Source organism: Pseudomonas sp. R45(2017) (genome assembly GCF_002112305.1).
GTDB lineage: Bacteria > Pseudomonadota > Gammaproteobacteria > Pseudomonadales > Pseudomonadaceae > Aquipseudomonas > Aquipseudomonas paraglycinae.
In genome coordinates, this window is sequence record NZ_NEHH01000012.1 from 174699 (window position 1) to 187959 (window position 13261).

The 13261-nt window shown below is 63.2% G+C and carries 10 protein-coding genes; 7 read left to right on the forward strand and 3 right to left on the reverse strand.

Translation table 11 applies throughout. The features are described from left to right. Positions 1-99: 99 nt before the first annotated feature. From dinG to pdxH, 5 genes are all read left to right on the forward strand, one after another. Positions 100-2244, forward strand: a complete 2145-nt coding sequence (gene dinG / locus CAF74_RS25605) for an ATP-dependent DNA helicase DinG (RefSeq protein ID WP_007952008.1) — start codon at positions 100-102, stop codon at positions 2242-2244. A gap of 95 nt (positions 2245-2339) precedes the next feature. After that, positions 2340-4820, forward strand: coding sequence for a beta-galactosidase (locus CAF74_RS25610; RefSeq protein WP_085748182.1), 2481 nt, complete (start codon positions 2340-2342; stop codon positions 4818-4820). 106 nt (positions 4821-4926) lie between these two features. Next, positions 4927-6072 (forward strand): EstA family serine hydrolase, encoded by a 1146-nt coding sequence (locus CAF74_RS25615; protein WP_011332785.1) that lies wholly within the window; start codon positions 4927-4929, stop codon positions 6070-6072. 113 nt (positions 6073-6185) lie between these two features. Next, positions 6186-7289 carry an OmpA family protein gene (locus tag CAF74_RS25620; RefSeq protein WP_085605356.1) on the forward strand — a complete coding sequence of 368 codons (1104 nt, stop codon included), beginning with the start codon at positions 6186-6188 and terminating at the stop codon, positions 7287-7289. A gap of 24 nt (positions 7290-7313) precedes the next feature. Continuing rightward, on the forward strand, positions 7314-7961 hold the full coding sequence (gene pdxH, locus CAF74_RS25625) for a pyridoxamine 5'-phosphate oxidase (protein WP_085748183.1): 648 nt from the start codon (positions 7314-7316) through the stop codon (positions 7959-7961). A gap of 5 nt (positions 7962-7966) precedes the next feature. Here the strand turns inward: pdxH and CAF74_RS25630 are convergent, their stop codons facing one another. After that, positions 7967-8203 carry a hypothetical protein gene (locus CAF74_RS25630; RefSeq protein WP_039771369.1) on the reverse strand — a complete coding sequence of 79 codons (237 nt, stop codon included), beginning with the start codon at positions 8201-8203 and terminating at the stop codon, positions 7967-7969. Positions 8204-8369: 166 nt separating this feature from the next. Here CAF74_RS25630 and CAF74_RS25635 point away from each other — a divergent pair, with 166 nt between their 5' ends. Further along, positions 8370-8834, forward strand: a complete 465-nt coding sequence (locus CAF74_RS25635; RefSeq protein ID WP_007969461.1) for a glycine zipper 2TM domain-containing protein — start codon at positions 8370-8372, stop codon at positions 8832-8834. A 148-nt stretch (positions 8835-8982) separates the two neighbouring features. Here the strand turns inward: CAF74_RS25635 and nhaA are convergent, their stop codons facing one another. After that, positions 8983-10170, reverse strand: coding sequence for a Na+/H+ antiporter NhaA (gene nhaA, locus CAF74_RS25640; protein WP_085748184.1), 1188 nt, complete (start codon positions 10168-10170; stop codon positions 8983-8985). A gap of 246 nt (positions 10171-10416) precedes the next feature. Between nhaA and CAF74_RS25645 the strand changes: the two genes are divergently transcribed. Continuing rightward, the gene (locus CAF74_RS25645; protein WP_085748185.1) at positions 10417-11511 is read left to right on the forward strand and encodes a PLP-dependent cysteine synthase family protein; all 1095 of its coding nucleotides are present in this window, start codon (positions 10417-10419) and stop codon (positions 11509-11511) included. Between the two features lie 66 nt (positions 11512-11577). Here the strand turns inward: CAF74_RS25645 and CAF74_RS25650 are convergent, their stop codons facing one another. After that, positions 11578-13191, reverse strand: coding sequence for an NAD(P)/FAD-dependent oxidoreductase (locus CAF74_RS25650; RefSeq protein ID WP_085748186.1), 1614 nt, complete (start codon positions 13189-13191; stop codon positions 11578-11580). Positions 13192-13261 lie beyond the last annotated feature (70 nt).

The window sequence follows — 13261 nt, forward strand, 5'->3', positions numbered from 1 at the left end:
TGGGGTACTCCGTTCTGCGCGGGATCGATTCGCGGGGTATGATAGCCGCCGAACCGAACCACTGAAAATTTATCCAGCGTTTTTTGCGCCCGACACTCAATGATCAGCACTGAACTCAAAACCACGATCCAGGGCGCCTACTCGCGTTTTCTAGAGGCCAAGAGCCTCAAACCGCGTTACGGCCAGCGCCTGATGATCGCTGAAGTCGCCAAGGTCCTCGGGGATATCGACACCGACGACGAAGGCCGGCGCAGTGGCGACCCCGCGATTGTCGCGGTGGAAGCCGGCACCGGTACCGGCAAGACCGTGGCCTACAGCCTGGCGGCGATCCCGACGGCCAAACTGGCCGGCAAACGCCTGGTGATCGCCACCGCGACCGTCGCCCTGCAAGAGCAGATCGTCTACAAGGATTTGCCCGACCTGATGCGCAACAGCGGGCTGAACTTCAGCTTCGCCCTGGCCAAGGGCCGTGGCCGCTACATGTGCCTGTCCAAGCTCGACATGCTGTTGCAGGAAGGCCACGCACAGACCGCCACGGCGCAGCTGTTCGAAGAAGAAGGTTTCAAGATCGAGGTCGATGAGGCCAGCCAGAAGCTGTTCACCAGCATGATCGAGAAGCTCGCCGGCAATAAATGGGACGGCGACCGCGACAGCTGGCCCAACGCGCTGGAAGACGCCGACTGGGCGCGCCTGACCACCGATCACAGCCAGTGCACCAACCGTCATTGCCCGAACTTCGGCCAGTGCGCCTTCTACAAGGCCCGCGAAGGCATGGGCAAGGTCGACGTGATCGTCACCAACCACGACATGGTGCTGGCCGACCTGGCGCTGGGCGGCGGGGCAGTCTTGCCCGATCCGCGCGACACCATTTATGTGTTCGACGAAGGCCATCACCTGCCGGACAAAGCCATCGGCCACTTCGCCCATTACACGCGCCTGCGCTCCACCGCCGACTGGCTGGAAACCACCGCCAAGAACCTCACCAAGCTGCTGGCCCAGCACCCGTTGCCGGGCGACCTCGGCAAACTGATCGAGCAGGTGCCGGAGTTGGCGCGGGAGATCAAGACCCAGCAGCAATTCATGTTCACTGCCTGCGAACAGATTGCTGATTTCAAGCCCGGTGAAGACGTCGAAGGCCGCGAGCGTCCGCGTCATCGCTTCATCGGTGGGGTGATTCCGGAACACATGCGCGAGATGGGCATCGAGCTGAAAAAAGGCTTCGCCCGCCTCAACGACCTGTTCACCCGTCTGACGGATCTGCTCAAGGAAGGCATGGACGGCGAGGTCAACATCGGCATCGCCAGCAATCAGGCCGAAGAATGGTATCCACTGTTCGGCAGCCTGTTGTCCCGTGCTTCCGGCAACTGGGAGCTGTGGACCGCGTTCACCGCCGAAGACCCGGAAGACAACCCGCCGATGGCCCGCTGGCTGACCCTGGCCGAAAGCGGTTCGCTGTTCGATATCGAGGTCAACGCCAGCCCGATCCTCGCCGCCGAAACCCTGCGCCGCAGCCTGTGGAACGTGGCCTATGGCTGTCTGGTGACTTCGGCGACATTGACCGCGCTCGGCACGTTCGACCGTTTCCGCATGCGCGCCGGTCTGCCGAAAAAAGCCGTCACTGCCGTGGTGCCGAGCCCGTTCCATCACGCCGATGCCGGCGTGTTGCGGGTGCCGGACCTGAAGGCCGATCCGCGCGATGCCGCCGCCCACACCGCCGCGATCATCCGTGATCTGCCGGAGCTGGTCGAAGGCTCGCGCGGCAGTCTGGTGCTGTTCTCGTCGCGCAAACAGATGCAGGACGTGTTCGACGGCCTCGACCGCGACTGGCGCAAGCAAGTGTTCATTCAAGGCAACCTGTCGAAACAGGAAACCCTGAACAAGCACAAGGCGCGGGTCGATGGCGGTGATTCCAGCGTGCTGTTCGGCCTCGCCAGTTTCGCCGAGGGCGTGGACTTGCCGGGCGCCTACTGCGAACACGTGGTGATCGCCAAGATCCCGTTCTCGGTGCCGGACGATCCGGTCGAAGCCGCATTGTCGGAATGGATCGAAGCCCGGGGCGGCAATCCGTTCATGGAAATCTCGGTGCCCGATGCCTCGCTGAAGCTGGTTCAGGCGTGCGGCCGACTGCTGCGCACCGAAGAAGACCGCGGCACCATCACCTTGCTGGATCGGCGGCTGGTCACCCAGCGCTACGGCAAGGCGATCCTCAATGCGTTGCCTCCTTTCCGTCGTGAAATATCCTGAGACATCGGTGGGCAGTTTTGCCCGCCGCGCTGTCTATCTCTCTGTCACTGCTTTTCCATTGGCCCTTGCGGGTCGTTAGGGAGAATTCCGTTCTCATGATTCGTCGTTCGTTGCCTGCCGTTTTTGCCCTGGTTTTCGCTGGCCCCTTGTTGGCGGCACCTGCCGGCCAGCAGACCCTGTTCAACTTTGTCCGCCCCGCCGACGTGGTGAAAGTGGCGACCGAAAACGCCGACCTGCCGCAAGCCAACGCCGAGCAGACCCCCGAAGGCGAAGTGCTGCGCCGGGTGACGTTCAACCCGACGGCCCGCCCGACCTTGCGTCTGTCCCCGCAGACTGGCGCCTGGGACTGGTCGCAGTCCGGGATGATGAGCCTGCGCATCCAGAGCGCGATGAACTGGGCGGTGACCGTCTACGTGCAAATCCAGAGCAACGACGGCAAGACTCTGGTCAGCCGCGTCGATCTGCCGGCCGGCCCGGCGCAGACCTTGCTCGTGCCGTTGACCGCGACCTCGCCACTCAGCCAGGGCATGAAAGCCGGGCCGGTGATGCCGATGACGATCGACGGGCAGCGCATTCTGCTGGCGAGCAGCAGCGGTGAGCTGGATCGCAGCCAGGTGGTATCGGTCAGCCTGTCGATGGACCAGCCGAAAGCCGCGCAAAGTCTGCTGCTTGAGCGCTTTGGCGTGCAGGACGAAGGCGAGGTGATCAAATCCGCCTACGGCAATCTGGTGGATGCCTATGGCCAGTCGACTCGCGGCAGGTGGCCGGAGAAAGTCGCCAATGACGAACAACTGAAAAGCGCCGCCGCCAAAGAACAGCAACAACTGAACACCTGGCTGGCCGAGCGCGAAAAGTCGTCGCTGGACAAGTTCGGTGGCTGGAGCAAAGGCCCGGCGTTCAAGGCCAGCGGTTTCTTCCGCACCGAAAAGCGTGACGGCCGCTGGTATCTGGTGACGCCCGAGGGCCATCCGTTCTATTCCCTGGGCGTGAACACCGTCAGCCCGGAGGTCAACCAGACCTACGTGGCCGGCCGCGAGTACATGTTCGAATTCCTGCCAAAACCGGGAGAGCCGCTGGCCAGCCATTTCGGCGAAGGCGACAACCGTGGCGGCAACGGTGTCGATCAGGGTCGTGGCTACAACTTCGGTCGCTGGTACGACTTCTACGGCGCCAACCTTCAGCGTCTGTATGGCGAGCCATGCACCCAGGACAGCGGCAACAAGGCCGGAGTCGCCGAAGCCGCCAAGGCCGGGGCCGTAGAAGAAGCCGCGACCAACGCCAGTGCACCGGTCGCCGCCTCCGAACAGCCGAAAGCCGGGGTCGCCGAGTCGGCAGCCACCAGCGGGCAAAGCGTTGCGACGCCGTGCACGAACACGGTCGACGAGCAAAAGTGGGCCAGCCACACCCTTGATCGCCTGCAAGCCTGGGGCTTCAACACGGTCGGTAACTGGAGCGCCCCCGTCCTCGGTAACGCCGAGCGCATGCCGTACACCTTGCCGCTGTCGATCGTCGGCGATTACGCCAGCATCAGCACCGGCACCGATTGGTGGGGCGGCATGCCTGACCCGTTCGATCCGCGCTTCGCCATGGCCACCGAGCGCGCCGTGGCGATTGCCGCCCGCGATCATCGCGATGATCCGTGGCTGATCGGCTACTTCGCCGACAACGAGCTGGCCTGGGCTGGCCCTGGTGATGATCCGAAATCCCGTTACGCGCTGGCCTACGGCACCTTGAAAATGACCACCGACGTTCCGGCCAAACGTGCGTTCCTCAAGCAGTTGCGCGACAAGTACCGCAATCAGGCGGGGCTGTCGAAGGCCTGGGGCATTGATCTGCCGGCGTGGGAATTGATGGAAGACCCGGGTTTCGAAGCGCCGCTGCCGAATCCTGAGCATCCGGAAATCGAGGCCGACTTCAAATACTTCCAGAAGGTCTTCGCCGACACGTACTTCAAGACCATTTCCGACTCGCTGAAATGGCACGCGCCGAACCAGTTGCTGCTCGGTGGCCGTTTTGCCACCAGCACCCCGGAAGCGGTGGCGTCCTGCGCCCAGTATTGCGACGTGCTGAGCTTCAACATGTACACCCTGCAACCGCAGGACGGTTATGACTTCGCCGCGCTGCGCAACCTCGACAAACCGGTGCTGATCACCGAGTTCAACTTCGGCTCCACCGACCGTGGCCCGTTCTGGGGCGGCGTGACGCCGTTGAGCAAGGAAGAAGACCGCGGCCCGGCCTACGCCAACTTCCTCAAACAGGCGCTGAGCGAGCCGTCGATTGTCGGCGTGCACTGGTTCCAGTTTCTGGACCAACCGGTGACCGGGCGCCTGCTCGATGGTGAGAACGGGCACTTTGGTCTGGTCGGTGTCACCGATCTGCCGTTCCAGGGTTTTGTCGAAGCCGTGCGCAAGAGCAACCTGGCGACCGTCGATCAGTTGAGCAAAGAGGCGCAGAAAGCGGCTGCCGCAGCGGACAAGACCGGCCACGAAGCCGAAGGCGGCCGCAAGGCAGACGCCGGCAAAGGCCCGGGACAGGGGGCTGGCCACACAGGCGGGCATTCCGGCAACGGTCACTGATCGATACGAAACCTGAAGACCGCCCGGCCCGCAGCGGTTCCCAAAACCCTCACGGGCTGGAACAATGCGGGCCACTTTGTAGAGCGTTTTCGCGGGGGAGTTGCGGGTGCAGATTCAGGGACATTACGAGCTTCAATTCGAAGCGGTGCGCGAAGCCTTCGCCGCACTGTTCGACGATCCCCAGGAACGCGGCGCCGCGTTGTGCATTCGGGTCGGCGGCGAAACCGTCCTCGACCTCTGGTCCGGCACCGCCGACAAGGACGGCGCCGAGGCCTGGCACAGCGACACCATCGCCAACCTGTTCTCCTGCACCAAGACCTTCACCGCCGTCACCGCGCTGCAACTGGTTGCCGAAGGCAAGTTGCAGCTCGATGCGCCGGTCGCCCGTTACTGGCCGGAATTCGCCGCTGCCGGCAAGGAATCCGTCACCCTGCGCCAACTGCTTTGCCATCAGGCCGGTCTGCCGGCCCTGCGCGAGTTGCTGGCGCCGGAAGCGCTGTATGACTGGCAAACCATGGTCGACGCCCTCGCGGCCGAAGCTCCGTGGTGGACGCCGGGCACCGGTCACGGTTATGCCGCGATCACCTACGGCTGGCTGATCGGCGAATTGTTGCGGCGCGCCGATGGTCGCGGGCCGGGGGAATCGATTGTGGCGCGGGTCGCCAAACCGCTGGGGCTGGATTTCCATGTCGGTTTGGCCGACGAAGAATTCCATCGCGTGGCGCACATCGCCCGGGGCAAGGGCAATACTGGCGACGCCGCTGCCCAGCGCCTGCTGCAAGTGACCATGCGCGAACCGACGGCCATGACCACCCGGGCCTTCACCAATCCGCCGTCGGTGCTCACCAGCACCAACAAGCCGGAGTGGCGCCGTATGCAGCAACCGGCGGCCAACGGCCACGGCAATGCACGCAGCCTGGCCGGGTTCTACGCCGGTCTGCTCGACGGCAGCCTGCTGGAAAGCGAAATGCTCGACGAACTGACCCGTGAACACAGCCTCGGCGAGGACAAAACCTTGCTGACCCGCACCCGTTTCGGTCTCGGTTGCATGCTCGATCAGCCTGATGTGCCAAACGCCACCTACGGCCTCGGCCCGCGTGCATTCGGCCATCCGGGTGCAGGCGGTTCCATCGGTTTTGCTGATCCGGAGCACGATGTGGCCTTCGGATTTGTGACAAATACACTGGGGCCGTACGTCTTGATGGATCCGCGCGCGCAGAAGCTGGCGCGGGTACTAGCCACTTGTCTGTAAAGCGTCGTCCGAGGTTCCAGGGCCGGAACCTCATGGCGAATTTCGTTTCAAAGCGTCTGTTTATCCGGGCGAAAGTCCTCTGATTGTTCACTACTTCTTTTTGTGGGTTTCCAATGTCGTCCAAACAAACTCTCGCCCTGGCCCTGTGTTTCGCAATCACCGGTTGTGCACAGACTCCGAAGAACGACGCCGATGGCGGCAGCTGGTGGCCGTTCGGTTCTTCCGACAAAGTCGCAGCCAAGGAGCCGGCTCCGGCGCCTGCGCCGTTGAAACCGGCCGCCACCGCGCCTGTGGCCAAGGCCGAGAGCAGCAGCCCGTGGTACTGGCCGTTTGGCTCGGACGACTCGGCGGCCAAGGCTGAAGTGAAAGCTGAAGCCAAACCCGAAGCCAAGCCGGTCGAAGTTGCCAAGGCCGAGGCCGACAAGGGTGGCAAATGGTGGTGGCCGTTCGGCGGCAAGGAGCAGGACACGGCCAAGGTCGTACCGATGCCTGATCCGAAAGTGACTCAGGCCTGGCTGGATGACTACGAGCCGCGCCTGCGCACCGCGATCAAGGACAGCAACCTGCAACTCGAGCGCCGTGAAAACGTACTGGTCGTGACCGCCCCGGTGGAAGGCTCGTTCAACCCGGATCGTCCGGCGATGCTGCTGCCAGTGACCCTCGGCCCGTTCACCCGCGTTGCGAAAATCCTCGAAGCCGACCCGAAAACCGCCGTACTGGTGCTCGGTCACAGTGACACCACCGGTGCCGCTCCGGCCAACGTCAAGTTGAGCCAGGAACGCGCCCAGGCTGTGGCGGCAATCTTCCGCCTCAGCGGTCTGCAGCGTGATCGCCTGATGTTGCGCGGCATGGGTTCCGAAGCGCCGCGTGCCGCCAACGACAGCGTTGAAGGCCGTGCCCTGAACCGCCGTGTCGAACTGCTGGTGACCCCGCAGAACACCATGGTCGCGCTGCTGAGCAAGTACAACATGCCAGCACCGAAGCCAGTGACCATGGTTGCTGCCCAGGACGTCAAGCCTGCCGCCAAACCGGTGACCCCGGCGCCGGCTGCTAAGAAAGCCGCTGTACCGGCCACCAAAAAGGCTCCAGCCAAGAAAGCTGCTGCCAAGGCTCCAGCGAAGAAGGCCCCGGCCAAGGCTCCGGCGAAAAAGACCGCGCCCGCCAAAGCCGCCGCAACCGACAAAAAAGTCGCAGCGACCGATACCACCAAAAAGTGATCCGCTAACGAAAAGGAATGCGCCGTGACCCAGTCTCTGGCAGATATGCGTCGTGATTACACCCGGGACGGCCTGACCGAGGCGCAAGCCCCGGCCGAGCCCTTTGCGTTGTTTCACCAGTGGTTTGCCGAAGCGGTGAAAACCGAACAGGCGCCAGTGGAAGCCAACGCCATGACCCTGGCCACGGTGGATGCGGATGGCCGTCCGCATTGCCGCATTCTGCTGCTCAAGGGGCTGGACGAGCAGGGCTTCACCTTCTTCACCAACTATGAAAGCGCCAAGGGTCAGCATCTGGCGGCGAACCCGTTCGCCGCGATGACGTTCTTCTGGCCGACCCTGGAGCGCCAGGTACGGATCGAAGGGCGGGTGGTGAAGGTCTCGCCTGAAGAGTCCGACGCGTACTATCAGGTGCGGCCGCTGGGCAGCCGACTCGGCGCTTGGGCCTCCCCGCAGAGCCGGGTCATCAACGGCCGGGGTGAACTGGAAGACTTGCTCAAGGCTACCGAACAGCGCTTCACCGACACCCAGCCCGATTGCCCGGAGCACTGGGGCGGCTACCGCTTGCACCCCGAGCGCATCGAGTTCTGGCAGGGTCGCGCGAGCCGTCTGCACGATCGCCTCAACTACCGTGTGCAGGGCGCCAACTGGATTCTTGAACGTCTGGCACCCTGAGCAGTCTACCGAGCGGGATAGCCTGCCGCAGCGGCCTCGAGCCACTTCGGCAGGTCCCGGCGCTTGATCTTCTGCGCCTGTGCCTGCTCCAGCCGTTCGAGCATGAACGCGCGTTTGCCTTCATCCTTGCCGGCCAGTGACAATGCCAGATCGCGATCCATCCAGCGTTTGATCCGCACATACAGCCACCAGTGGAAGTACAGACCGGCGGCGGTGGTGACGACAATGATGAAGTAATCCATGGAAATCCTTGGTTCGGCGGCGCAGGAAACGGATTTTGGCGCTACTGTTGGGTGAGTTCGCGGGTGCCTGTACCGGGCCTGAATGAAAGCAATTTTATCCGGGCGACGCCGTGACAGGCGTCAAGCTGCGGAGTTTAATGAATACCTGTCCTTTGGAGTTGATGCTATGCGTAAGTCTGTTCTGCTGGTTGCTTCCTTTTCCACGATGGCGATGTTGCTGACCGGCTGCCAGTCGAGCCTGACCGGTGACTCCTACTCCCGTGACGAAGCGCGTCGCGTGCAGACGATTCGCATGGGCACCATCGAATCCCTGCGTCCGGTGAAAATCGAAGGCACCAAAACCCCGATTGGTGGTGCAGCCGGTGCAGTGGTTGGCGGTGTTGGCGGCAGTGCCATCGGCGGCGGCAAAGGCAGCATCGTTGCGGCCGTTATCGGTGCCGTGGCCGGCGGCTTGATCGGTTCGGCCACTGAAGAAGGCCTGACCCGCACCCAGGGCGTTGAAATCACCGTGCGCGAAGACGACGGCAGCATGCGCGCCTACGTGCAGCAGGTTCAGGAGAATGAAGTGTTCCGCGTAGGCGAGCGGGTACGGATTTCGACCGTTGGCGGCACCAGCCGCGTTTCGCACTAAGCGCGAACAAGCGGTAAAAGAAAACCCCGATCAGGTGACTGGTCGGGGTTTTTTGTTGGTTTGCGGCATTAACGAAGCAGGAAAATCGTGGCTGCAGGACGCGTCTCTAAAGACGTGGGGATTGTTCTCTACAGTGATCCACGGAGTATCAGGAAGGCAGCGCGCTGTTCTTTCTGCTCGCCGCCAACGTCACCGCATAACCGATCAATGCCGCAAACACCGACCCGGTGAGAATGCCCATCCGGTCCATCCCGGCGTATTCACTGGCGCCCGGCACGAAGGCGAGGGAGCCGACAAACAGGCTCATGGTGAAGCCGATCCCGCAGAGGATCGCCACGCCCAGCACCTGGCCCCAATTGGCGCCCTGGGGCAGGGCGGCGATGCCGGTCTTGACGGCGAGCCAGGTCAGGCCGAACACGCCGAGGGTCTTGCCTAGCAGCAGGCCGACGGCGATGCCCATCGGGACGTGGTGGGTGAAGCTTTCGGCGGTCACGCCGGTCAGCGACAGGCCGGCGTTGGCGAAGGCGAACAGCGGCAGGATGCCGTAGGCGACCCACGGGTGCAGCGCGTGTTCGAGGGTCAGCAGCGGCGAAGGTTCGGCATTCCTGGTGCGCAGCGGGATGCAGAACGCCAGGGTCACGCCGGCCAGCGTCGCGTGGACACCGCTCTTGAGTACGCAGACCCAGAGGATCAAACCAATGATCATGTACGGCCCGAGCTTGACCACGCCGAGCCGGTTCATCGCCACCAGCGCCGCGATGCACGCCGCCGCCAGGCCCAGCGACAGGGTCGACAGTTCGCCGGAGTAGAAGATCGCGATGATCACGATGGCGCCGAGGTCATCGATGATCGCCAGGGTCATCAGGAACAGCTTCAGCGACACCGGCACGCGCTTGCCGAGCAAGGCCAGAACGCCGAGGGCGAAGGCGATGTCGGTGGCGGTCGGAATCGCCCAGCCGTCGAGGGCGGCCGGGTTGTCGCGGTTGAGGAACCAGTAGATCAGCGCCGGCACCAGCATGCCGCCGATAGCCGCCGCGCCGGGCAGGACGATCTGCGACGGTTTCGACAACTGGCCGTCGAGGACTTCGCGCTTCACTTCCAGGCCGATCAGCAGGAAGAACAGCGCCATCAGGCCGTCGTTGATCCACAGCAGCAAGGGTTTGGCGATCTTCAACGCGCCGATCTGCGCCACCACCGGGGTGTCGAGCAGGCCGGTGTACAACCACGACAGTGGCGAGTTGTTGATGATTAGAGCCAGGATGGCCGCGGCGATCAGTAACAGACCGCTGGCAGCTTCCAACTGAAAGAAACGCGTGAAAGTGCTACGCAGAGGCAAGGTCGCTCTCCATCGATAAAGTCAAAAGGTGGCACACCCTAACCCGTACCGTTAGTTGTTAAAACAAAAGTTATATTCTTTTTTGTTATATGCGGTTACAGAGCGCCAGGCCGACATGCAGCAGAGCCTAGCAGTTGCCCGAGGGATTGAAGCTCAGCTGTATCTGTCGGTGCCGTGGGATTTTTCCTAAGCTTGGGGGCTGAGCCTGTGAAGGCACTTCTGCCCGATTCAACGAGAACGACAGCCATGAGCGACAACCGACAGTGGGCCCGCGAAGCCATCCGGATCATCGAAGCGGACTTCCAGCGCAGCGCCGACACCCACCTGATCCCCTTGCCGCTGCCGGGGTTCCCGGGCATCGAGTTGTACTTCAAGGACGAGTCCAGCCACCCGACCGGCAGCCTCAAGCATCGGCTCGCCCGTTCGCTGTTTCTCTACGCCTTGTGTAATGGCTGGCTCAAACCCGGCGCGCCGGTGATCGAGGCGTCCAGCGGTTCGACGGCGATTTCCGAAGCGTACTTCGCACGGATGCTTGGCCTGCCGTTCATTGCGGTGATGCCGGCGACCACCTCCAAGGAGAAGATTGCGCAGATCGCCTTCTACGGTGGCCAGAGTCATCTGGTGGAGGATCCGACCCAGATCTACGCCGAATCGGAACGCCTGGCCCGCGAGCACGACGGTCACTTCATCGACCAGTTCACCTACGCCGAGCGCGCCACCGACTGGCGGGCGAACAACAACATCGCCGAGTCGATCTTCCAGCAGATGCGCTATGAGCAGCATCCATGCCCGGCCTGGCTGATTTCCAGTCCCGGCACCGGCGGCACCACCGCGACCCTCGGGCGTTACGTGCGTTATCGCCAGCACTGCACCCGCGTGCTGTGCGCCGATGCCGAGCGTTCGGTGTTCTTCGACTTCTACCAGACCGGCGACGCGAGTTTGCGTCTGGACCACGGTTCACGCATCGAAGGGATCGGCCGGCCACGAGTGGAAGCGTCGTTCCTGCCGAAGGTCATCGATGCGATGGTCAAGGTGCCGGACGCCTTGTCGCTGGCGGCCATGCATTACCTGGCGCAGCGTCTGGGCCGGCATGTGGGCGGGTCGAGCGGCACCAACCTGATCGGCGCGCTGATGGCGGCGCAGCAGATGAAAGCGGCGGGGGAGTCGGGCTCGATCGTGGCGATTCTGTGCGATGGCGGCGAGCGTTACGCAGACACCTATTACGATCCAGCGTGGCTCAAGGCGCAGGGCTATGAGCTGGAGGGATTGATGGCGGCTGTGGCAGCGAGTGCCGAGCAAGGTGACGCGCTGCCGGCCTCGGTTCTGCGCGCCAATATCTGACGCCGAAAACGACTGTGGGAGCGAATTCGCTCCCACAGGTTTTTGTATTGCTTCAGGTGTTGCGGATCAGTCTTTCAAACCGAGGATGTCACGCGCCACGGCTTCCGCGATGCGAATGCCATCGACACCCGCCGACAGAATCCCGCCCGCATAACCCGCGCCTTCACCGGCCGGGAACAGACCTTTGATGTTCATGCTCTGCAGCGATTCATTTCGTGTGATGCGCAGCGGCGACGAGGTGCGGGTCTCGATCCCGGTCAGCACCGCATCGTGCAGCGAATAACCGCGAATCTGCTTCTCGAACGCCGGCAGGGCCTCACGAATGGCTTCGATGGCGAAGTCCGGCAGGGCCAGGGCCAGATCGCCCAGCGAGACGCCCGGTTTGTACGACGGCTCGACTTCGCCCAGCGCGGTGGATGGTGTGCCGGCGATGAAGTCGCCGACCAGTTGCGCCGGCGCCTTGTAGTCGCTGCCGCCGAGGATGAAGGCGTGGGATTCCAGACGTTCCTGCAACTCGATACCGGCCAGCGGACCGCCCGGATAATCGACTTCCGGGGTGATGCCGACGACGATGCCGGAGTTGGCATTGCGCTCGTTACGCGAGTACTGGCTCATGCCGTTGGTGACCACGCGGTTCGGCTCGGAAGTCGCCGCCACCACGGTACCGCCCGGGCACATGCAGAAGCTGTAGACCGAACGGCCGTTCTTGGCGTGGTGCACCAGTTTGTAGTCGGCGGCGCCCAACTTGGGGTGGCCGGCATACTTGCCGAGGCGCGCACGGTCGATCAGCGATTGCGGGTGCTCGATCCGGAAACCCACCGAGAACGGCTTGGCTTCCATGAACACGCCACGGCTGTGGAGCATGCGGAAGGTGTCGCGGGCACTGTGGCCGAGGGCCAGGACCACGTGTTTCGAATGCAGGGTTTCGCCGCTGGCCAGTTCGACGCCGACCAGTTGGCCGTCTTCGATCAGCACGTCGGTGACGCGTTCCTGGAAGCGCACTTCGCCGCCCAGAGCGCGGATCTCTTCGCGCATGGTCTCGACCATGCCGGTCAGACGGAACGTACCGATGTGCGGTTTGCTGACGTAGAGGATTTCTTCCGGCGCGCCGGCCTTGACGAATTCGTGCAGAACCTTGCGGCCGAGGAATTTCGGATCCTTGATCTGGCTGTACAGCTTGCCGTCGGAGAACGTGCCCGCGCCACCTTCGCCGAACTGCACGTTGGACTCGGGATTGAGCACGCTTTTGCGCCACAGGCCCCAGGTGTCCTTGGTGCGCTGGCGCACTTCGGTGCCGCGCTCGAGGATGATCGGCTTGAAGCCCATCTGCGCCAGCAACAGGCCGGCGAAGATCCCACACGGGCCGAAACCGACCACGATCGGGCGCTGGCTCAGGTCGCTTGGCGCCTGGCCGACGAATTTGTAGCTGACATCCGGCGCCACGTTGACGTTACGGTCGTCGGCGAACTTGCCCAGCACTTTGGCCTCGTCGCGCACTTCGAGGTCGATGGTGTAGATGAAGCACAGTTCGGAGGACTTTTTGCGCGCATCGTAGCTGCGCTTGAACAAGGTGAAATCGAGCAGGTCATCGCTGGCGATGCCCAGGCGTTGCACGATGGCAGCGCGCAGGTCTTCGTCGGGATGGTCGATCGGCAGCTTGAGTTCGGTGATTCGTAACATGACAGGATCCGGTTCGCGGGGCGCACAACTGCGCCAGGGCGTTTGAAGGCGGCGATTATAAGCCGCATCG